Source organism: Saccharopolyspora pogona (genome assembly GCF_014697215.1).
In the GTDB taxonomy this organism is placed as follows: domain Bacteria; phylum Actinomycetota; class Actinomycetes; order Mycobacteriales; family Pseudonocardiaceae; genus Saccharopolyspora; species Saccharopolyspora hattusasensis.
In genome coordinates this window covers 4,281,388-4,301,216 of sequence record NZ_CP031142.1, presented here as the reverse complement: position 1 = coordinate 4,301,216, position 19,829 = coordinate 4,281,388, and the positions used below count along the sequence as shown (strand labels likewise).

Annotated in this window: 19 protein-coding genes and 3 pseudogenes; 15 read left to right on the top strand and 7 right to left on the bottom strand. The window is 68.3% G+C overall.

The window, feature by feature from the left end; genetic code table 11:
* Nucleotides 1–207: 207 nt before the first annotated feature.
* The 3 genes and pseudogenes from DL519_RS19580 to DL519_RS19570 all read left to right on the top strand — a co-directional run bounded on the left by DL519_RS19580 (nt 208) and on the right by DL519_RS19570 (nt 3,466).
* Nucleotides 208–783 carry a TetR/AcrR family transcriptional regulator gene (locus tag DL519_RS19580; RefSeq protein WP_190816912.1) on the top strand — a complete coding sequence of 192 codons (576 nt, stop codon included), beginning with the start codon at nt 208–210 and terminating at the stop codon, nt 781–783.
* A gap of 268 nt (nt 784–1,051) precedes the next feature.
* Nucleotides 1,052–1,996 (top strand): coiled-coil domain-containing protein, encoded by a 945-nt coding sequence (locus tag DL519_RS19575; protein ID WP_190816910.1) that lies wholly within the window; start codon nt 1,052–1,054, stop codon nt 1,994–1,996.
* 241 nt (nt 1,997–2,237) lie between these two features.
* Nucleotides 2,238–3,466: pseudogene (locus DL519_RS19570) on the top strand (IS110 family transposase).
* A 187-nt stretch (nt 3,467–3,653) separates the two neighbouring features.
* Here DL519_RS19570 and DL519_RS19565 read toward each other — a convergent pair.
* Nucleotides 3,654–4,049 (bottom strand): PPOX class F420-dependent oxidoreductase, encoded by a 396-nt coding sequence (locus DL519_RS19565; RefSeq protein ID WP_190816908.1) that lies wholly within the window; start codon nt 4,047–4,049, stop codon nt 3,654–3,656.
* Nucleotides 4,050–4,197: 148 nt separating this feature from the next.
* On the opposite strand from DL519_RS19565, the gene DL519_RS19560 reads away from it, so the two are divergent.
* Entirely contained in the window at nt 4,198–5,565 is a 1,368-nt protein-coding gene (locus DL519_RS19560) for a S28 family serine protease (RefSeq protein WP_190816906.1), read from the top strand.
* Between the two features lie 76 nt (nt 5,566–5,641).
* Here DL519_RS19560 and DL519_RS19555 read toward each other — a convergent pair whose 3' ends face one another.
* The 3 genes from DL519_RS19555 to DL519_RS48820 all read right to left on the bottom strand — a co-directional run bounded on the left by DL519_RS19555 (nt 5,642) and on the right by DL519_RS48820 (nt 7,599).
* Nucleotides 5,642–6,754, bottom strand: a complete 1,113-nt coding sequence (locus DL519_RS19555) for an acyltransferase family protein (RefSeq protein ID WP_190824077.1) — start codon at nt 6,752–6,754, stop codon at nt 5,642–5,644.
* A gap of 115 nt (nt 6,755–6,869) precedes the next feature.
* Nucleotides 6,870–7,154 carry an SAM-dependent methyltransferase gene (locus DL519_RS48825; RefSeq protein ID WP_263399821.1) on the bottom strand — a complete coding sequence of 95 codons (285 nt, stop codon included), beginning with the start codon at nt 7,152–7,154 and terminating at the stop codon, nt 6,870–6,872.
* 34 nt (nt 7,155–7,188) lie between these two features.
* The gene (locus DL519_RS48820) at nt 7,189–7,599 is read right to left on the bottom strand and encodes an SAM-dependent methyltransferase (RefSeq protein WP_190824075.1); all 411 of its coding nucleotides are present in this window, start codon (nt 7,597–7,599) and stop codon (nt 7,189–7,191) included.
* Between the two features lie 420 nt (nt 7,600–8,019).
* On the opposite strand from DL519_RS48820, the gene DL519_RS19540 reads away from it, so the two are divergent.
* From DL519_RS19540 to DL519_RS48815, 3 genes and pseudogenes are all read left to right on the top strand, one after another.
* Nucleotides 8,020–8,649, top strand: a complete 630-nt coding sequence (locus DL519_RS19540) for a superoxide dismutase (protein WP_190816904.1) — start codon at nt 8,020–8,022, stop codon at nt 8,647–8,649.
* A 421-nt stretch (nt 8,650–9,070) separates the two neighbouring features.
* Nucleotides 9,071–9,567: pseudogene (locus DL519_RS50730) on the top strand (transposase); the annotation flags it as partial.
* Nucleotides 9,568–9,800: 233 nt separating this feature from the next.
* A complete protein-coding gene (locus tag DL519_RS48815) occupies nt 9,801–9,929 on the top strand; it encodes a hypothetical protein (RefSeq protein WP_263399673.1) in 129 nt (42 codons plus the stop codon).
* A gap of 199 nt (nt 9,930–10,128) precedes the next feature.
* Here DL519_RS48815 and DL519_RS19530 read toward each other — a convergent pair whose 3' ends face one another.
* Complete coding sequence (locus DL519_RS19530) at nt 10,129–10,827, bottom strand: response regulator (protein ID WP_190816900.1); 699 nt, start codon at nt 10,825–10,827, stop codon at nt 10,129–10,131.
* Nucleotides 10,824–12,401 carry a sensor histidine kinase gene (locus DL519_RS19525; RefSeq protein ID WP_190816898.1) on the bottom strand — a complete coding sequence of 526 codons (1,578 nt, stop codon included), beginning with the start codon at nt 12,399–12,401 and terminating at the stop codon, nt 10,824–10,826. Before DL519_RS19525 ends, DL519_RS19530 begins: the two co-directional genes overlap by 4 nt.
* A gap of 630 nt (nt 12,402–13,031) precedes the next feature.
* Here DL519_RS19525 and DL519_RS19520 point away from each other — a divergent pair.
* Nucleotides 13,032–13,334: a hypothetical protein gene (locus tag DL519_RS19520; protein ID WP_190816896.1), complete on the top strand. Its 303-nt coding sequence runs from the start codon at nt 13,032–13,034 to the stop codon at nt 13,332–13,334.
* Nucleotides 13,335–13,343: 9 nt separating this feature from the next.
* Here the strand turns inward: DL519_RS19520 and DL519_RS19515 are convergent, their stop codons facing one another.
* Entirely contained in the window at nt 13,344–13,733 is a 390-nt protein-coding gene (locus DL519_RS19515; protein WP_190824630.1) for a hypothetical protein, read from the bottom strand.
* Here DL519_RS19515 and DL519_RS19510 point away from each other — a divergent pair.
* The 7 genes and pseudogenes from DL519_RS19510 to DL519_RS19480 all read left to right on the top strand — a co-directional run.
* Nucleotides 13,723–14,105 (top strand): annotated as a pseudogene (locus tag DL519_RS19510) (copper amine oxidase); the annotation flags it as partial. The gene DL519_RS19515 and the pseudogene DL519_RS19510 sit on opposite strands and share 11 nt — an antisense overlap.
* Nucleotides 14,079–14,423, top strand: a complete 345-nt coding sequence (locus DL519_RS46870) for an FAD-dependent oxidoreductase (RefSeq protein WP_223840322.1) — start codon at nt 14,079–14,081, stop codon at nt 14,421–14,423. The pseudogene DL519_RS19510 and the gene DL519_RS46870, both read left to right, overlap by 27 nt.
* The gene (locus DL519_RS19500) at nt 14,420–15,355 is read left to right on the top strand and encodes a MerR family transcriptional regulator (protein ID WP_223839283.1); all 936 of its coding nucleotides are present in this window, start codon (nt 14,420–14,422) and stop codon (nt 15,353–15,355) included. The genes DL519_RS46870 and DL519_RS19500 overlap by 4 nt, the downstream gene beginning before the upstream one ends.
* Nucleotides 15,356–15,819: 464 nt before the next feature.
* Nucleotides 15,820–16,929, top strand: a complete 1,110-nt coding sequence (locus DL519_RS19495; RefSeq protein WP_190816893.1) for an ABC transporter substrate-binding protein — start codon at nt 15,820–15,822, stop codon at nt 16,927–16,929.
* The gene (locus DL519_RS19490; RefSeq protein WP_190816891.1) at nt 16,919–17,707 is read left to right on the top strand and encodes an ABC transporter permease; all 789 of its coding nucleotides are present in this window, start codon (nt 16,919–16,921) and stop codon (nt 17,705–17,707) included. The genes DL519_RS19495 and DL519_RS19490 overlap by 11 nt, the downstream gene beginning before the upstream one ends.
* Nucleotides 17,683–18,453, top strand: coding sequence for an ABC transporter ATP-binding protein (locus DL519_RS19485; RefSeq protein WP_190816889.1), 771 nt, complete (start codon nt 17,683–17,685; stop codon nt 18,451–18,453). Before DL519_RS19490 ends, DL519_RS19485 begins: the two co-directional genes overlap by 25 nt.
* The gene (locus DL519_RS19480) at nt 18,446–19,795 is read left to right on the top strand and encodes an LLM class flavin-dependent oxidoreductase (RefSeq protein WP_190816888.1); all 1,350 of its coding nucleotides are present in this window, start codon (nt 18,446–18,448) and stop codon (nt 19,793–19,795) included. Before DL519_RS19485 ends, DL519_RS19480 begins: the two co-directional genes overlap by 8 nt.
* Nucleotides 19,796–19,829 lie beyond the last annotated feature (34 nt).

Here is a 19,829-nt window from a genome sequence, read left to right as displayed (position 1 = left end):
TGTGTCCCGGCGCAGTGCCGCGGAAGACCTTAACACCGATCCTGTACATTTGTACATCATCGGGTGCCGGGCTTCCGGATGAATCATCGAAGAAAGCGTGATGAACAGGACGAACGGGGATCCGGTGACCTGGACCGCATCGCTCTCGCTGGTCAACATGGCAGGCTAGGTGTCGTTGTGGAGCCCACGGGAGGAACGCCGAAGCGAATGTCGACCATCCCGCCCGCGCCCGCCGCGCGCCGCAAGGACCCGGCCCGCCGCGAGCGCATCGCCCGCGCCGCGATCACGGTCGTCGCCGAACGCGGGGTGGAGAAGCTCACGCACCGTGCCGTGGCGGCTGCGGCGGATGTTCCGCTGGGGTCGACCACCTACTACTTCGCCACCCTCGACGACCTGCTCGCCAGCGCGCTGCGGCAGGCCGCCGAGGACGACGTCGAGCACCTCCGGGAGTGGGCCGGCCGGCTCGAACGCGACTGCGATCTGGCCGTCGCGCTGACCGACCTGGTGCTGCACTACCTCGGTCCGGCGCTGCCGCAGACCGTCGTCGAGCATCAGCTCTACATCGCCTCGCTGCACAAGCCCGCGCTACGCCAGGTGAGCCAGGAATGGGACACCGCGCTGGCCGAGCTGTTCGCCTCCTACACCGATCCGTCCACCGGGCGCGCGTTGTCCGTTCTGTTCTGCGGTTTGCTGCTGCAAGGCGTCGTCCGGGAATCGGTGCCGAGCCGAGACGAAATCGAGACGATATTCCGCCGAGTCCTCGGGGTGGGCGCGAAAACCTGATTCCAGCAGGCAATTCCGCGCTGGTGTATGGCTGGTCAACATCGGATGACCGTTGCATTGCACCGGAATCCGGGGAGTTGATCTCACTCGCCGCGGCAGTGGACAATGGGGCCAGCGATCCGTGGCACCGCGCGTTGCCCGGTGCTCGGGGCTGAACAGTTCAGCCCTGCGGCGGGCATCGCGACACGCTTTTTAGGTGTACAACGGACTTGCCGCGTCGGGGCGTGGCTCGCTCCAGCAATGTTGATCAATCGAGCGGGGTGAGACCGTGGGGCACATCGAAGACCGCGAACTGGTACCGCTGAAGTCGGATTTCGACACGGTGTGGTACGGGTTCCGGCGATCACAGGTGAAGTTCTACGTCCAGCAGACCGAGAACGAGATCCGGCTCGTCACCGAGGACCGGGACTCGGCGCTCAGCCAGGTCGGCGACCTGACGGCGCAGCTGAACCAGGCGCGCGCCGAGGTCGAGTCGCTCAAGCAGCGGCTCGACGAACAGGCGCGCTCGCCGATCGACGCCGCGGCGCTGTCGGACCGGTTACGCCGGATGGTCCGGCTCGCGCAGGACGAGGCGGACGAGATCGTCGCCGCCGCGCAGTCCGCATCCGAGCACGAGTGGGCGCGGTCCGAGCAGGCCGCCACCGAACTCCGAGAACGCTACGAGAAGCTGGTGGCGGAGGCCGACGAGTGGCGCCGCCAGTCCGAGCAGCAGCGCAACGAGATGTTGGCGCGCACCCGCGAGGAAGTCCAGGCGATGGCGCGCGAAGCGGAGCAGCGCCGCCGCCGGCTGGACACCGAGGCCGAGGAGCGTCGCACCCAGGTCGAGAACGACTTCGAGGTGTCGATGGCGGCGCGCCGCCAAGAGGCGTCGTGCATCCAGGCCGAGCGCGAGCAGAAGAGCCGAGAAGAAGCGCAGCGGCGGGTCCGCGAAGCGACCGCGGAAGCGGAGCGGCGGATCCGGCGAGCCGACGAGTACGCCGAGACGATGCTGCGGGTGCGGCAGGACGTCGCGGAGCGCGTGCGGGCCGTGCAGCAGGTGCTGGCCGCGGCGGAGCCGTTCCTGGCGGCGACGGAGGCCGGCGCGGTGAGCGAGGCGTCCGACGGCTACGTCGGCGAAGTCGTCCAAAGTGGACAGATGCCGTCCGGTGACGTCAGCGTGCCCAAGCAGCGCGACGAGGAGCCGGTCCCGCAGGGGGCGGACACTGCCGCCTAATGGGAGCTACCGGGTCGGCCACCGGGCAGACTCGGGTCCGGTAGCGGCCAGTGAGTGAGCACTCTCGTCGCCAGGCATTCGATGCCTAAGGTCAGACCGTGCCCCCGCTGGTCGTGGGGAGGACGTGACCACTGATGGGGTGACGTGCCCGCCGAAGGCTGGCGTGAGCACTGGACCATTAGGCCGCCGGTGTTCCTCTTCCGCGCTGCTCAGGACACGATGCTGACCGTGTGGAGGGTATGTGTTGTTCGTCGGAGATGACTGGGCTGAAGATCACCACGATGTCGAGGTGCAGGATGAGACGGGTCGGCGGCTGGGTCGGGCTCGGCTGCCGGAGGGCGTGACCGGGGTTGCCCGGCTGCACGCGCTGATCGGTGAGCATCTGCCCGAGGGCGCCGAGCCTGACCAGGTCGTGATCGGGATTGAGACTGATCGAGGTCCATGGGTCCAGGCGCTGATCGCGGCCGGGTACACGGTGTATGCGATCAACCCGCGGCAGGTGGCGCGCTATCGGGAGCGGCACGGCACCTCGGGCGCCAAAAGCGACGCCGGGGACGCGCACGCCCTGGCCGACATGGTGCGCACCGACCGTCATCAGTTACGCGCGGTCGCCGGTGACACCGAGCAGGCCCAGGCCGTGAAGGTGGTGGCGCGGGCGCACCAGACGCTGATCTGGGACCGGCACCGGCACATGCTGCGGCTACGCACCGCGGCGCGCGAGTTCTTCCCCGCCGCGCTGGAAGCCTTCGACGATCTCCTCGCCCCGGATGCACTGGAACTCCTTGGCCGGGCACCGGACCCGGACCAGGCGGCCAGGGTGTCACGCGCGCAGATCACGGGCGCGCTCAAGCGGGCCCGGCGCCGCAACGTGGACGAGAAGACCACCGCGATCCAGACCGCGCTGCACACTGAACACCTGACCCAGCCGCCGGCCGTGGCCGCCGCCTACGCGGTGACGGTGCGGTCCCTGGTTAGCGTGATCACTGCCTTCAACACCGAGATCGCCGCCGTGCAAGAGCAGGTGCAGGCGTGTTTTGGCCGAGCCCGGGACGCTGAGATCTACCTGTCCCAGCCCGGCATGGGACAGATCCTCGGGGCCCGGGCCCTCGGCGAGTTCGGCGACGACGCCGACCGCTACGCGAGCGCGAAGAACCGGAAGAACTACGCCGGCACCAGCCCGATCACCCGCCAGTCCGGTAAGAAGAAGACCGTGCTGGCCCGCTTCGTCCACAACGACCGGCTCGTCGACGCCCTGCACCAGCAGGCCTTCTGCGCCCTCCGCGCCTCACCCGGCGCCCGCGCCTACTACGACGAGCTCCGCGGCCGCGCGGCATGAACCACCACGCCGCCTTACGCCAGCTGTCCAACCGACTCGTCGGCATCCTGCACGGCTGCCTCAAGACCCGGAGCACCTACGACGAACACACCGCCTGGGCACACCACAACCGAGACCAGCAAGCCGCCGCTTGACAAACAAAATCATGGGGTGTCTGACCTGAACGGGTGGTGGAGCGAACGGCCTGTTCGCGCCGCCTATCGGAGCAGGCGGTCCGTTCGCTCGGAACCGGTGTCGGGTTGGTGGAGCGAACGGCCTGTTCGCGCCCTCTTCTGAGGTAGACAGTCCGTTCGCTCCACCCCGCACGCGCCGGACCGGCTGTCAGCCGCCCCAGCTGTGCCAGGCGTCCACCTCGATCCAGCCGCTGACCCGGGGCCGGTCGCGGACCGGGTACGGCTCGCCCAGGTAGTGCTGGGCGAGCCGGTCGATGTCGGTCAGGTCCGGGTCGTCCTCCAATGCGGTGACCCGGCCGCGCAGGCTGACGTGCCGGTACCAGTTCGCGCCGTCCAGCACCGTCAGCGACACCCGCGGATCGGCCCTGAGGTGCTTCAGCCGTGCCCGGCCCGCATCCATGTTGACCAGCACTTTTCCGCTGTCCCAGAGGTACCAGGTGGCCACCGAGACCGGCGCGCCGGCGGCGTTAACGGTGGCGATCACCGCCGGGTTCGGGAGGGACAGCAGCTCCTGCACGTCCGGCGGCATTTCTTCCTTCGTCATCGATTCGTCCTTCCGGGAGGCGGTTCTCGTTACCTGCGGCGAGGATTCCAGCTGGCACAACAGGAAACGGCGAGAACACGCCGAGGCCTTCCCGCTGTACCCCGGCGGAACTAGGTTCGGCGTGATCTCGGGCCCAGCAGGAGGCGGAATGAACTGGCGCGGTCTCGTCACGTTTGTGGTGGTGTGCGGCATGCTCCTCGTCGGAGCCCCGGTGGGTGCGTCCCCGCCGGACGACATCCGGGAGCGGCTGGAGGCGGTGCCCGGGCTGACCGTCGTCGGCGAGCGACCCACCGAGCCGGGGTTCCGGCTCTTCGACCTGACGTTCGCGCAGCCCAGCGACCACCGGCACCCGAAGGCCGGGGGCTTCCAGCAGCGCCTGACCCTGTTGCACCGCGACCTCGACCAGCCCACCGTGCTCTACACGACCGGCTACGAGCTGCCGAGCAAGGTCACCCGCACCGAGCCGACGCGGCTGGTCGACGGCAACCAGGTCAACCTGGAGCACCGGTTCTTCGTCCCGTCCCGGCCCGATCCGGCCGACTGGAACGACCTGGACATCTGGCAGGCGGCTACCGACCAGCACCGGGTGATCTCCGCGCTGCAGTCCATTTACCAGCAGAAATGGATCACGACCGGAGCGAGCAAGGGTGGCATGACGGCCGTCTACCACCGCCGGTTCTACCCCGACGACGTGGCCGGCACCGTCGCCTACGTGGCGCCCAACGACGTCGACAACGACCGCGACAGCTACGACGAGTTCCTGGCCTCGGTCGGCACCGACCCGGCCTGCCGGGACGCGCTGCTTGCCGTGCAGCGGGAGGCGCTGGTCCGGCGGGACGAGATGCTGGCGAAGTTCAACGCCTACGCCGGGGCGGAGGGGCTGACCTTCGACCGGATCATCGGTGACGTCGACCGGGGCCTGGAGATGGTCGTGCTCGACACGCCGTTCGCGTTCTGGCAGTACCGGGGCCAGCAGGATTGCGCCAAGATCCCGGCGACCACCGCGAGCACCGACGAGATCTACGCGTTCTTCGACGAGACCGTGCAGTTCTCCTTCTACACCGACCAGGGCATCGAGCCGTACGCGCCGTACTACTACCAGGCCGGCACCCAGCTCGGTTGGCCCGACGTCTCCGACGAGCTGCTGGCCGACCTGCTGCACCACCGGGAGCTCAGCCAGCCCCGCAACCTGGTGTCCCGCGACATCCCGATGGACTTCAAACCGGGGTCGATGCGGCAGATCGACGCGTGGGTGCGCAGCCAGGGCACGGAACTGATGTTCGTCAACGGCGAGCGCGACCCGTGGAGCGCGGAACCCTTCCGGCTCGACCCCGGCACCAGCGACTCCTACAGCTACCTGGTCCCTGGCGCCAACCACGGAGCGAAGATCGAGGGCCTGCCCGACCGGCAGCGAGCGGAAGCGGAAGCGGCGGTCCGCCGCTGGGCCGACGTCCCGGCCCCCGTCCGCGTCCTGACCCCGCTCGACGCGGAACCCCTGACCCGCCGCCCGATCTGACGAATTTTTCGAGGTGAGGGGCACCCTTGGGTGGCATAGCCGCTGAAGAAGCGGCTGAACCGCTCAAGGGTGCCCCTCACGCTTCGCTCGATCGGGTGCGGCGGTTGGCGAGGCCGTCGTAGGCGCGCATCAGGAACTTGTGCGTTGGGCGCTCGACGGCGTGGGTCAAGGCCCAGCCCAGCGCCGTGCCAGTAACCAGCATTGCGGCCGTCTGCAGGAGGGGGTCGACGCCGATCTCGTCGAGCTTCTTCATGACGATGTAGCCGATCGTCTGGTGCACCAGGAACACGCCGTAGGAGATCCCGGCGAACCACCGGATCCGCCCGGCCAGCCACTCCGGGAAGGTCCGGTCCCAGTCCGGCCCGAAGGCCGTGAGCGCGACCACGACCATGCCGATGCACACCGCGACTGTCGAGCCCCAGTCGGCGATCAGGCCTTCCGGCGTCTCGGTGTAGTTGTGCAGCGCCTGGCCGAGCATGCAGGCCGCCAGCATCGCCGCGAAGTGCAGGAGGCCGATGCGCCGGGTCGACCACAGCCAGATCGCCACCCCGGCGACGAACAGGTGCCAGCGGTGCACGCCGATGCCGTCGACGATCGTGCGGTAGAGCTCCGACTTGTCGGCCACCCGCACCGGCCACTGCGCGATCGGCACCAGCACCGCCGCCCACAGAACCACGATGATCCGCCGCCCGTGGCCCCACCTGGTGCGGAACAGCAACGCGGCTGCGGTGAAGCCCATCAGCTGCAGCGGGACCGTCCAATGTGAACCGTCGACGAACCAGTAGTCCGCCGGCTTCCAGTTCCACAACATCAGCAGGTTCCACCACAGGTCGTTGAAGCTCGGGTAGAACCAGCCTTCGATCGCCGCCCAGCACATCACCGCGAAGATCACCACGACCGCGCCGACGAACGGCGGGAACAGCCTGGCCATGCGTCCCCACCAGTAGCGCAGCACGGTGCCGCGGCCGATGGTGACGCAGGCGAAGTACGCCGAGATCACCAGCAGCAGGCTGGCGCCGACTTGGTAGGGGAAGACGACGTTTCGCGGCGTCATCTCGGGGTGCAGGTAGGTGCTGAGGAAGGTGGCGTGGTAGCACATCACGACCAGAACGCAGCCGGTCCGCACGACGTCCCAGCTGATCTTGCGTTTGCTCCGGCCCGAGGCTTGGGTTGCACACGTAGTGGTCATCTCGGGCACGCCCGTCACCGTACCAGCCTATTTGTCGGATTATTTCCCTATTGCGGCCGCTTTGATCAGTGCAAACGGCGTATTAGGTTGACTCGTTCGGCGGATGTCGGGTTGCTCACGGTTTCCGTGCCACGGCGGCATAACCGAGCGGGGTGGGCGGCTGCAGGTTCAGGTCGCCGTGCTCGGGCCGCCACTGCGCGATCGGCACGACCCCCGAGTCGACCAGGTCGAGGCCGTACAGCAGGGATTCCAGATCGGCCCGGCTGCGCAACGTCCCGGGGTGCTGGCTGCCCCGCAGCAGGTCGATCACCGCGCGCATGGTCTCCGGCGCGTGGTCGGCGGTCTTGTGGGTGAGCGTCAGGTACGAGCCGGGGGCGAAGGCGTCGAGGTACTCGTGGATCAGGCCGGCCGGGTCGTCGCGATCGAGGACGTGGTTACAGCACCGCGAACATCAGCACCGCCACCGGCTGCTGGAAGTCGAGCAGCCGCCGAACCCGGTCCGCGGCCAGCACCTCGTCGATGTCGCGCAGATCGGCCTGCGCAATGGCAGCGTTCGGAGTGCGGTTGAGGAGCAGTTCGCCGTGCGTCACGGCGATCGGTTCGCTGTCGACGTAGACCACACGTGCGCTCGGGACGAGCTGCTGGGCGACCTCGTGCGGAGTGCCGATCGTCGGGATGCCGCAGCCGACGTCGAGGAACTGCCGCACGCCCGCGGCCAGGCACATCCGGATCACCCGGTGCAGGCAGGCGCGGTTGGCCAGCGCGTTCAGCCGCATGTCCGGGGCCACCGACAAGACTCGCCGGGCCAGTTCGCGGTCCGACGCGAAGTTGCAGCCGCCGCCCAGGAAGTAGTCGTAGACCCTGGCACCGCTCGGGAAGTGATCGAGAACACCTCGGACGTGTCATTGACCTTTAGCGCGCTTGAGGTTCGAGACTTTCGGCGAACGCAAGATCAGTGAAGGGAGTGGCAACTGTTCGGGGAGCTGGATAAAGACGTCGTTTCGGGTTGGTATGGTTTGCCGCGAAGGAACCTGGCAGGCTGGCGAGAGCCAAGTCGGTCTGCCAGGAACTTGGTTTCCCAACATGGTTGGGTGGCGGCGAGTTGCGTTGTGACAGCCCGATGGAAACCCATGTAAGACCAGCACTGTGCTGGCGGCGGGTATCGCCACGGGAAGACCAGCGCCGGACGGGCGTTGGCCAACGTCGGCACCGTAAGGTGTCGGCTCGCGGAACGTTTTTACACGTTGCGTGAACGGAAGAGACCGATGGCGCCGTACGTGTTGCCGGAGTTGGACTACGACTACGCGGCGTTGGAGCCGGCGATCGCCGGTGAGATCAACGAGTTGCACCACAGCAAGCACCACGCGGCGTACGTCAAGGGCGCCAACGACACGGTGGAGAAGATCGCCGAGGCGCGGGAGAAGGGCGACTTCTCCTCCATCGTGGTGTTGGAGACCACGCTGGCGTTCAACCTGGCGGGGCACTCGCTGCACCTGGTGTGGTGGAAGATCCTCTCACCGGGCGGCGGGGACAAACCGACCGGCGAGCTGGCGGCGGCCATCGATGAGGACTTCGGTTCCTTCGACAAGTTCCGCGCCCAGATGGAGGCGGTGTCGACCACGATCCAGGGCAACGGCTGGGGCGTGCTGGCCTGGGACCCGGTGGGTCGGCGGTTGATCACGCAGCAGTTGCGGGACCACCACTCGAACCTGTCGATCGCCACGACCCCGCTGCTGGTGTTCGACATCTGGGAGCACGCGTACTACCTGCAGTACCGCAACGTGAAGGCCGACTACGTCAAGCACCTGTGGAACGTGGTCAACTGGGACGAGGTCGCTGCGCGCTTCGCCGACGCCCGCGCCGGCTACAACGGCCTCCGCCTCCCCAATTCCTGACGGAAGGCAGCACTGCGGGGCGGTTTCGCCGGTTCCGGGGCCGTGAGTCTTTTGAACAGCCATAGCGGCTCTTGAGTCCGATGAGTTTTGTCATGGGTCATGTCTTTGGCGATGTGTCGCTTGATCACGATCTGGTTTGGTGCCATGGCGAGGAAGCAGGCGATGATGCGCCTTGTGTACGCGACTCTTGTGGCCGGTGTGGAGATCGACAACTGGCCGGGTGGTGCCGGTAGAACGTGCGTGAATCCACGCACGTTCTACCGGCACCGCGCCAGGGTCGCTGCCGAGGGCAGGTGGGAGCCGCGGTCGCGGCGCCGAGTCCGAACGCCACGCCGTCGGCGATCGTCGAGCACATCGTGCGGATCAATTCCATCCGTGGCTTACACGGAATTCGTGACAGGGCCCAGGTCGATCCCACCGCCGCCCTCCCGTGCCCGCCTACCCGGATCCACCGTCCACCCTGCGCGGGCTCGCCCTGGCCGCCGGACGCACACCTGCGGTCGCCTCACCTGGCGCACAGGCACAAAGAAGACCAGCGACAACCCGTCCGCGGCGATGCGCTCGCACTTCCTGGCCATCCGCATCCGGCCCGCCAACCGCAACATTCCTCGCAACACCGACGGTGGCCTGACCGAAGCCTGCCTGATCGCCGAATGGTCACCCGGCGAGACCGAACCAGTCAAATATTGTCTGTCCAACATGGACAAGCGCACCTTTGAAGACCCTGGACGACTGGCAAAGATCCGCTGGCGCGTCGAGCATGACTATCGCGAACTCAAAACCGCACTCGGACTGGACCACTTCGAAGGACGCTCCTTCGCCGGCCGGCATCGACACGTCACCCTCACCCTCACCGTCCTCGCCCAAGCCTTCTGCGCCCTGCTCCGCCTGGATCCAAAAGCGGATGCGCCAGACTGACCATCTACGCAGTTCTCCTTGAACTGCAACGACTCCCCACCGTCATGGCCCGGCGCATGCCACATCTGCAAACGCCCCTACGGCAACACGAGTCGACAAGGCCCTAACCAGCGGCCCGTTCTGGAAATGTCATCCAACTGTGAATAACACAATGGTCGGAGCCGTTACGATCATGGCCAATAACGCGTCCGTCAGATCCGCCCCGCACTGACCGGACACTTAGGACCACTCCGATGTCGACCCAAGCCCCCGTCCAGCATCGAGGCTGGCGGCCGCCGCTGCGCGCGTTCCTGGTGGCTGTGGGAGCCTCGACGCACGTATGCCCAGTCGCGTCCGGGCTGTCCTCGCGAGAAGACCTCTGAGAACCCGTGGCGGTGCCGGTTGCGAGGGTGGGCTAAGGCGGCTGCGCCGCTTGCGGCAGCCCCGTGCCGTGGGGCTTTCAGCGTCGCGGCTGCGGATCGGCCAGGATGAACGGGCTCATTGCAACTCGCACCACACCGTTTGCGGACAGTTTCATTTGAAACGGGGGACGAACCCGCCGGGGGCGTTTCGCGCGGCCGGTCAGCGTGTCCAGCGGTAGCGGCGTTCCGGACGGCCGGTCCCGCCGTAGCGGAGGCGGACCTCGGCGCGGCCCGAGGTCACGAAGTGCTCCAGGTACTTGCGCGCGCTGACGCGCGAAACCCCGGCGGCGTCGGCGCATTCCGTCGCCGACACGTCGTCGCCCGCCGCGGTCGTCTCGCGCAGGATGCGCTCGACGATCTCCGCCGTCTCGATGGCCAGCCCCTTCGGCGGCGGCGCCGTGGGGCGGCTGCGGGTGCCGAAGAGCTGGTCGACGTCCTGCTGCGCGGCCGGGGCATCGCCTGGCAACTCGCTGAGCTTCTGGTGCAGCGAACGGAAGTTCTCCAGCTGGTCGCGCAGCGCCTCGTAGCTGAACGGCTTGATGAGGTAGTGCAGCGCGCCGCCGCGGATCGCGCCGCGAACGGTGTCCAGGTCGCGGGCCGCGGTGATCATGATGACGTCGGGGTCGGCGGAGGGCCGCTCGGTGCTCGCGCGCAGTTGCCGCAGCACCGACAGGCCGTCCATGTCGTGCAGGTAGATGTCCAGCAGCACGAGTTCCGGGCGAAGCTCGTCGACGGCGCGGATCGCGTCGGCCCCGGTGTGAGCCACCCCGACGACCTCGAACCCTTCGACCCGAGCTACGTATCCACTGTGGACCTTGGCGACCATGAAGTCGTCGTCCACCACCAACACCTTGATCACGCTCTTGGCCCTTCCAGCGGCAATCGCGCGGTGAACACCGCGCCGTGCGCGTTGTGCACCTCCACTGAACCGCCGCGACGATGACAGATCTGCCTGGTCAGCGCCAGGCCCAGGCCGCGTTCGCCGCCGCGCGCGGCCTTGGTCGTGAAGCCGTGCAGGAACACTTCCTCGACGATCTCCGCGGCCACCCCGGGCCCGGAATCCCGTACCACCGCGGTGACCTCGTCGGTGCAGCGCAGGTCGATCTCGATCCAGCGGTCCGCGCCCACCGAGGCTCCTTCCAGGGCGTCCAGCGCGTTGTCGATGAGGTTGCCCAGCACGGTGGCGAGGTCGGCGGATAGCTCCTCGTCGATCTCGGGCAGGTAGCCGCCTTCGTGCAGCCGCAGTCCGACGCCGCGTTCGGCGGCGAGGCTGGCCTTGGCGATCAGCAGCGCCGCGGTGGCCGTGTCGTGGATCCGCGCGGTGACCTCGGCGTGCCACTGCTCCCGGGTGTGGCTGATCCGGTGCACGTAGCGCTGCAGCTCGTCGTACTCGCCCAGTTCGATCAGCCCGGAGATGATGTGCAGCCGGTTGCTGAACTCGTGCGCCTGGGCGCGCAGGGTGTCGGTGGTGTCCCGGTGCACCGCGAGCTCTCGTTGCAGGTGGACGAGTTCGGTGCGGTCGCGCATGGTCACCACGGCGCCGACCGAGGAGATCGGCATCCGGTTGAGCACCACGACCTTGCCGCGGCGCAGCACGATCTGGTCCACGCCGTCGGTGCGGCCGGTGAGCACGTCGCGGGCGCGGTCGTTGAGGTCCAGCGAGTCGATGTTGCTTCCCACGCAGTCCGAGGTGAGCGACAGCAGCCGGCGCGCCTGGTCGTTGACCAGCGTGATCCGGTTCTGCTCGTCGACGCCCAGCACGCCCTCCCGGACGCCGTGCAGCAGGGCCTCCCGGTGTTCGACGAGCCGGGTGATCTCCTGCGGTTCCAGGCCCAGCGTCTGCCGCTTCACCCGCCGGGCGAGCAGCACCGATCCGGCGATGCCGAGCACGGTGGCGAAGGCGAGCAGCGACAGCGGGTTCTCCGGGGCCTGACGCAGCCCCTGCAGCAGGTCAGGGGGGTTGCGGCCGGCCGCGACCACGCCGATGATGCGCGCATCGTTGGAGATCACCGGCACCTGGGCGACCAGCGATTCGGAGCCGTCCACGGTCATCTCGCCGACCCACGAGCGGCCAGTCAGCGCGGTGCTCTCGGACGGCGGCAGGGGTTGCCCGCGCTGTGCGGGGTCCGGCGAGGTGAGCACGATGCCGTGGCTGTCGGTGATGATCACGTAGTCGGCGCCGGAGAGGTTGCGGGTGCTCTCGGCGAAGATCGGCAGCGCGTCCCGCCGGTAGGGGTCGGCGAGGCTGACGCGGACCCCCGAGGTGGCGGCGAGGTCCTCGGCGACCGACAGCATCTTGCGGCCTTCGGTGGCCCGGAAAGCCGAGTCGGTCTGGGCCACGGAGAACACCGCGATCGAGGCGAGCAGCAGGACGATGATCAGCAGCTGCCATCCGAGCAACTGCCGCGACAACGACCCCTGCACCCGCAACATCGCGCTTGCCTCCTCATCACCGGCGGCCCGAACGTTAACCGCCCGGTGTCGACGATCGCACGTGGACCCACCATCTCCGCAGGTCAGGGCGGGAAATTCCGGGCGAGGAGCGTATTACAAAAGTGACAAAAGTTTCGTTATGTCCTTAAGAGCGACAGCGGGGTGCTGGTGCGGGAAGCATGACCTCACTCACGTTCCGACACCGCGACGGAGAGGGATTCCCGGTGCGCCCTCCTGGTGCGCTGGCCGCAGTCGCAACCGTGCTGCGATCCCCCGGGCAGCGCCGAGGCTCGTTCCCGATCCTGCGCGGCGGGTTCTTCGACGGCGTCGGTTTGTGCGGTTGGCCGGCAGCTCTGTTGCGGCTGGCGCTTCCCGAGCGATTCCGCAGCGTGGTGCGCAGGCTGCGGAATCACGGGAGGAAGAGCGGGTGGACGCCTGACACCCCCCAGGCACCCACCTCTGAGTGGCCCGGTCGCACGTCCCCCGGCGACCGGGCCACTGCTCTCCCGCCGGGCGCCTGCGTCCCCCGAATTCGGGAACCGGTTGCACGGCACGGTGATGGACCCGGCGGTGGTGATCGAGTTGTGATGGCGTCTCCCACGGCAATGCCCACCCACAGGGAGGTTTTCGATGCGTCGTCCACTCGTCACTGCGCTGCTCAGCGGTCTGGTCGTGCTGGGAGCGGCAGGCACCGCTGCGGCGGCCGAGCGCCCCTCGGGGCTGGACAAGATCCTCACCGCGACGGTGTTGGACGTGTCCACGCATGACGGTGAGTCCCAGAACGGAACCGCACACAGCAGTTCCTCCTCGCAGGCCGATCCCGAGCCTCAGACGAAGCCGCAGCCCCAGACGAAGCCAGAGCCCCAGACGAAGCCAGGGCTCCGGCCCGAGGCGGAGCCGCAGGCCCAGGCCGAGGCGCAATCTCAGGACTAGAGCCCGGAACTACCGCGCCGCGCCCGGCACCTGCGGCCGCGGCGCGGGGCCGGTTCTGGCAATCGTTCCGAAGGTGGCGACGTAGCCGATGATCTCTCGGCGCGGGTCCACCGATTCGAACAGGTCCAGGTAGCGCTCGCCGATTTCGGCGGCGTGCTCGCAGGTGACGCCTGTGGCTACCGTTACCGTTACCGTTACCGCTGCGGCGTGGATCTCCTTCGGGGCGAGCTCGATGTGCAGCGCGTGCGCCCACTTCCGCAGGCCAGATGTCCTTTCGAAGCGCCGTCCGCCAGACCCCGTGGACGTTTCGGGAGTTGCGGCACCAAGAACGCTCACGGCGCGGCGCTGGCGCTCGGCGACTGGGCGGTGGAGCGCCGCTTGGAGGGTCGACGACTGCAAGTTGCCGGTTCCGGCGGAAAGCGGCGATTACACCGACGAGGAGCTGTTCGGCCCCAAGCGCACCATGCTCAAGCCGATCGAGATCACCCAGCCTGACGGTCCGAGCTTCACCATCGACGGCCACGAGGTGCGTTGGGAGAACTGGCGCTTCCGGGTGGGCTTCGACCCGCGCGAAGGCCTGGTGCTGCACCAGCTGTCGTTCCGCGACGGCGACCGGGAACGGCCGGTGATCTACCGGGCATCGATCAGCGAGATGATGGTCACCTACGGCGACCGTCCCCGGCGCGGTTCTGGCAGAACTACTTCGACTCCGGCGAGTACTCGCTGGACAAGCTCGCCAACGAGCTGGCCCTCGGTTGCGACTGCCTCGGTGCGCCTGGGCCGCGTCGTGCTCGGCGGCCTCGCCGGTGTGACCACTTCGATCGATGCCTCGCCTGCACGCCGTTTGCCGGCGGCCTGCGGATTTCCGGGATGTTCGAGCTCGCGTCGGGCAGGGCGGCCGTGCGGGAGCGCGCACTCCGCAAGGTGCTTCGGGCGCCCCGGAAGTACCTGCCGGGGTGGCAGCCGGCCGAGCCGGGCACCAGGCTCGCGGGTTTCCAGCCGTCGACGCCGGACAGCCTGCCGATCATCGGCCCGGTGCCCGGTGCGGACGGGGTTTTCGCAGCCAGTGGACACGGCGGCCCTGCTTGACGCTGGCCCCGGCGACCGCGCAGGCGCTCGCGGCGCTGATCACCACCGGTTCGGCACCTGTCGACCTCGCGCCGTTCGAAATCGGCCGGTTCGGGCGGCGCAGGGCGCGGTCGGCGTCCCGGCAGGTCTCGAACACAGGAACTAGACTTCACCGGGTGTCGGAATACCGGATCGACGATCTTGCTCGGGCTGCGGGTACGACGGTGCGCAACGTGCGTGTCTACCAGGACCGGGAGCTGTTGCCGCCGCCTCGCCGGGAAGGGCGGACGGCGATCTACTCCGACACTCACCTGATGCGACTGCGGCTGATCATCAACATGCTGGAGCGCGGGTACGCGTTCGCGCAGATCAAGGAGATGATCGCGGCGTGGGAGTCCGGGCGCAGCCTCGGCGAGGTGCTCGGGCTGGAGGAGGTCGTCGGCGCGTCCTGGGCGGAGGAGGAGCCGCGCGCCGTCACGGTGGGCGAGCTGCGCAAGAAGTTCGGCAAGCAGTTCTCCCCGTCGAACATCAAGCGGTCGGTCGAACTGGGCCTGCTGGAGCGGCGCGGTCGCAGCTTCGTCTCGCCGAGCCCGCGGCTGCTGGACGCCGGCGCCGAACTGGTCAGCCTCGGCGTCCCGCTCAACGAGGTGCTGGACCTCGCCGAGCAGCTGCAGAAGGACATCGACCACGTGGCCGAGATCCTCGTCGAAGTCGTGCGCAAGCACGTGCTGACCCGATCGGTGCCCTGCGACGACGAGATCCCGTACTACTCCGAGGCGCTGCAACGCCTGCGGCCGCTGGTGATGTCCGCGCTCAACGCGGCCGCGGCGCGCTCGGCGGAGCGGGTCATCCCGGGTGTGCTCGGCGACCGCTTGGTGGAGTTGCTGGCGAATGACCAGAAGCCCGGCGAAGGCGCGTTGCCGCGTGATCTGCGCGGGCGTTCCCGAAGCTAGATGCCCGTGAGTGCTCTTGGGCGCTGTAGAGGCTGTGCCTGGCCAACCGGTGTGAAGCGAACGGCCTGTTCACCTCGGTAGGCGACACAAACGGTCCGTTCGCTCCACGTCAACACCTTCCCAAACAACCGCTATCGCACCCAAAAGTACTCACGGGACCCGACCAGGCGAAACCTGTCGCCGCACCGAACATGTCCTGTATGGACTCCTGGCGGCTTCTCAGCGAATGGGATGTTGTTCCCCGGCCGTGGTGGTCCGTTTTATCCTCGGCTCGTGATTTCGCCCAACACGTTCGTCGAACGACGCGCCATTGATCTGATGCGCGTCACGTGTTGCAGCTGTCGTTGATCTGACGGCACTTCACCCTTCGCGGCCGGTCGGCCGTTGCGCCACTGCTCCGCACCCGGGAACGTTTGCCGGGTGTCTCCCCCTGCGCTGAAGAAGCGCTGAAAAGTAGGTAGCTCATGTCTTCGTCGGCCCCTGCTGGGCGGATTCGCCCGGCTCGACACCGAAAAACCATCGCCCGAGCCGCCGCGGGCTTCGCCGCGCTGCTGGCGCTCGCCGGTTGCGCCTCCGGCGGCGGAACCGGCGGGCTGGCCGCGGATGCCCCGCTGCCCACCGAGATCCCGCCGGGGACCAAGCTCGTCGTCGCGGATCAGCAGGAGCGGTTGCAAAGCCTGTTTCGCGCCTCCGGCGAGTTCGACAAGATCCCGGTCAAGCCCGAGTTCGCCAACTTCACCGGCGGCCCCGAGGTGCTGGAAGCGTTCCGCTCCGAGGCCGCCGACATCGCCATCGTCGGCGACACCCCGCCGATCTACGCCCAGGCGTCGGGGGAGGACGTGCCGATCATCGCGGCGTACCGCATCGATCCCAACTCGACCCGCTTAGCGGTGACCCCGGGCGCGAACGTCCGCACCCTGTCGGACCTGCGCGGCAAGAAGATCGCCTACGCCGAGGGCACCGCGCAGCAGTCTTCCGTGCTGCGCGCGCTGGAGAAGGCGGGCCTGACCACGAACGATGTGCAACTCGTCCGGCTGCAGCTGGCCGAGTTCAACGACGCGGTGCGCACCGGAGCGGTGGATGTCGCGCCGCTAAACGAACCCAGGTTGACCCGTTTCCTTACCCAGACCGGCGGGCAGGGCACCACGATTCCGGTCGCCGAGACCGAGGGCACCAGCACCGGCCTGAGCTTCCTCTACACGCGTCGCGCGGCGCTGGAGGATCCCGCGAAGGCCGCCGCGATCCGGGCTTTCGTCGACCACTTCGTCGCGGCCCGGCAGTGGGCGGCGACCCACCCGAGCGAGTGGATCGACTCCTACTACGTCAAGAACCAGGGCGTCACCCGCGCCGACGGCGAGCGGATCGTCGCGTCCGAGGGCGAGGTCGTGTTCCCGAAGATCGACGACGCGCTCATCGCCACGCAGCAGCACACCATCGACCTGCTCCGAGCCGACGGCGGCTTGCCGAAGCCGTTGAACGCCAACGAGCACTTCGACCGGCGGTTCGACGCGGTGGTCGACGAGTCGGTGCGCCGGATCGGTGCGAGCCGAGCGGAGAACGGCCATGGTGGCTGAGCGCCGGCGATTGGGGCCCGGCCGCAAGATCCCGTTCTTCCGGCTGCTCGGCCCGGTCGTGCTGCTGCTGGTATGGCAGCTGACCTCGAGCATCGGCCTGCTGTCGCCGCACACGCTCACGCCGCCTGCGCAGGTCGTGTCGACGGCTGGGGAGCTGCTCACCGACGGCCGGTTGCAGTCGCACCTGCTCACGTCGCTGTGGCGGGCATCGGTGTCGCTGCTGCTGGGCGTGCTGATCGGGCTGGTGCTGGCGCTGCTGGCCGGGCTCAGCCGCTTCGGCGAAGCGCTGGTCGACGGACCGGTGCAAATCAAGCGGGCGATCCCGACGCTCGCGCTGATCCCGCTGGCGATCATCTGGTTCGGCATCGGGGAGGGCATGAAGATCACGGTGGTGACGCTGGCGGTGCTGGTGCCGATCTACCTGAACACCCACGCCGCCCTGCGCGGTGTCGACGGGCGGTTCGTGGAACTGGCTGAGACCGTGCGGTTGAGCCGCTGGCAGTTCGTGCGCCGGATCGCGATTCCCGGTTCGCTGCCGGGTTTCTTCACCGGCCTGCGGATGGCGGTGACGATCTCGTGGCTGGCGCTCGTCGTGGTGGAGCAGATCAACGCGACCAGCGGCATCGGCTCGCTGATGACGCAAGCCCGGAACTACGCGCAGACCGACGTCATCGTGGTGGGCCTGGTCATCTACGCCCTGTTCGGGCTGTTGTCGGACAGCGTTGTGCGATTCGCGGAAGGACGGGTGCTGTCATGGCGCCGAACATTGGACAGCTGACCGAGCGACCCACCGAGATCCACAGTGGACAAGTCCGGGTTCGCGGACTGGTGCGCCGGTTCGGTGATCGGGTGGTGCTCGAGGGCATCGACCTCGACATTGCACCCGGCGAGTTCGTGGCCCTGCTAGGGCGCAGCGGTTCCGGCAAGAGCACGTTGTTGCGCGCGCTGGCTGGGCTCGACCACGACGTCACCGGCAGCGGGTCGGCGACCGTCCCGGAGAAACGCGCAGTCGTCTTCCAGGACTCGCGGCTGCTGCCATGGGCCAGGGTTCTCGACAACGTCACGCTGGGCCTGTCCGGTGCCGACGCCGCAGAGCGCGGTCGAGCGGTCCTCAGCGAGGTCGGGCTCGCCGGGCGCGAACGTTCCTGGCCCAACGCGCTGTCCGGAGGCGAGCAGCAGCGCGCCGCACTAGCCCGTTCGCTCGTGCGGGAACCCGAACTCCTGCTCGCCGACGAACCTTTCGGCGCGCTCGACGCGCTGACCCGGATCCGGATGCACCGGCTCCTGCGGGAGCTGTGCGCCCGGCACCGACCGGCGGTGCTGCTGGTCACGCACGACGTCGACGAGGCGATCACGCTGGCCGACCGGGTGCTGGTGCTGGACGGCGGAACCATCGCCGTCAACCGGGAAATCGACCTGCCCGTGCCGAGATCGCACCGCGATCCGCGATTCATCGACCACCGGGACGCCCTGCTCGTGGCGCTCGGGGTGACCGAAGACGATTCGGAGGATTCCAATGGGTGAACGGAAGCTGCACCTCAACGCGTTCCTGATGAACGTCGGTCACCACGAGGCGGCGTGGCGGCTGCCGGAGAGCGATCCGGCCGCCGGCATCGGCGTGGACCACTACGTGAACCTGGCGCGGATCGCCGAGCGCGGCACCTTCGACTCGGTGTTCCTGGCCGACACTCCGGCCCTGCGCGCCGACGTCGGCCAGCGTCCGGCGACCTCGCTGGAGCCTACGGTGCTGTTGACCGCGCTGGCGACGGCGACCAGCAGGATCGGGCTGATCGCGACCGCCTCCACCACCTACAACGAGCCCTACAACCTCGCCCGCCGCTTCGCGTCGCTGGACCACGTCAGCGGCGGCCGGGCGGGCTGGAACATCGTCACCAACGCGGTGGTGGAGGCGGCGCGCAACTTCAACCTGGACGAGCTACCGTCGCACCACGCCCGCTACCGGCGGGCGGAAGAGTTCGTCGAGGTGTCGCAGAAGCTCTGGGACAGCTGGGAAGACGATGCCGAGGTGCACGACAAATCCGGGGTGTGGGCGGATGACCGCAAGGTGCACGCCATCGACCACCGGGGCGAGCACTTCACGATTCGCGGGCCGCTGAACGTACCGCGCTCGCCGCAGGGCTACCCGCTGCTGGTGCAGGCCGGTTCCTCGGAGGACGGCAAGGCGGTGGCCGGGCGGTTTGCCGAGGCCGTGTTCACCGCGCAGCAGACCCTGGACGAGGGCAAGGCGTTTTACGCCGACCTGAAGGAACGCGCTCAGCAGCACGGCCGGGACCCGGACGACATCAAGATCCTGCCGGGGATCGTGCCGGTCATCGGGTCCACCGAAGCCGAGGCCCGCAGGCTGGAATCGGACCTGCAGGACCACATCGTGCACAGCTACGCGCTGCACCGGCTGGCCACGCTGCTGGACGTCGAGCTGACCGAAAAAGACCTCGACCGACGGCTGCGGCCGGAAGAACTGCCCGGTGAGGACCAGATCGAGACCGCCAAGAGCCGGTACACGCTGGTGGTCGACCTCGCGAAGCGGGAAGACCTGACGGTCCGGGAGATCATCCACCGGCTCGGCGGCGGCCGCGGCCACCGCACGTTCACCGGCACGCCCGAGCAGATCGCCGACACCATCGAGCACTGGTTCACCAGCGGCGCGGCGGACGGGTTCAACGTGATGCCCGCGGTGCTCCCATCCGGGCTGGAGTCCTTCGTGGACCACGTGGTGCCGATCCTCCGCCGGCGAGGCCTTTTCCGCACCGAGTACACCGGCCGGACCCTCCGCGATCACTACGGCCTCCGCCGCCCGGCCAACCAGTTCGCCCAACCGGAAGCGGTGCCCGCGCAGCAGTCCTGAACCACCCGCCACACCGCCCTACCGGGTGGCGGAA

Coding starts and splice junctions, on each gene's coding strand:
- DL519_RS19480 (WP_190816888.1), top strand. CDS start 18,446: ATGGGTGAACGGAAGCTGCACCTCAACGCGTTCCTGATGAACGTCGGT.
- DL519_RS19560 (WP_190816906.1), top strand. CDS start 4,198: ATGAACTGGCGCGGTCTCGTCACGTTTGTGGTGGTGTGCGGCATGCTC.
- DL519_RS19490 (WP_190816891.1), top strand. CDS start 16,919: ATGGTGGCTGAGCGCCGGCGATTGGGGCCCGGCCGCAAGATCCCGTTC.
- DL519_RS48815 (WP_263399673.1), top strand. CDS start 9,801: ATGTCGACCCAAGCCCCCGTCCAGCATCGAGGCTGGCGGCCGCCGCTG.
- DL519_RS19495 (WP_190816893.1), top strand. CDS start 15,820: ATGTCTTCGTCGGCCCCTGCTGGGCGGATTCGCCCGGCTCGACACCGA.
- DL519_RS19580 (WP_190816912.1), top strand. CDS start 208: ATGTCGACCATCCCGCCCGCGCCCGCCGCGCGCCGCAAGGACCCGGCC.
- DL519_RS19555 (WP_190824077.1), bottom strand. CDS start 6,754: ATGACCACTACGTGTGCAACCCAAGCCTCGGGCCGGAGCAAACGCAAG.
- DL519_RS19485 (WP_190816889.1), top strand. CDS start 17,683: ATGGCGCCGAACATTGGACAGCTGACCGAGCGACCCACCGAGATCCAC.
- DL519_RS19540 (WP_190816904.1), top strand. CDS start 8,020: ATGGCGCCGTACGTGTTGCCGGAGTTGGACTACGACTACGCGGCGTTG.
- DL519_RS19525 (WP_190816898.1), bottom strand. CDS start 12,401: ATGTTGCGGGTGCAGGGGTCGTTGTCGCGGCAGTTGCTCGGATGGCAG.
- DL519_RS19520 (WP_190816896.1), top strand. CDS start 13,032: ATGCGTCGTCCACTCGTCACTGCGCTGCTCAGCGGTCTGGTCGTGCTG.
- DL519_RS19565 (WP_190816908.1), bottom strand. CDS start 4,049: ATGACGAAGGAAGAAATGCCGCCGGACGTGCAGGAGCTGCTGTCCCTC.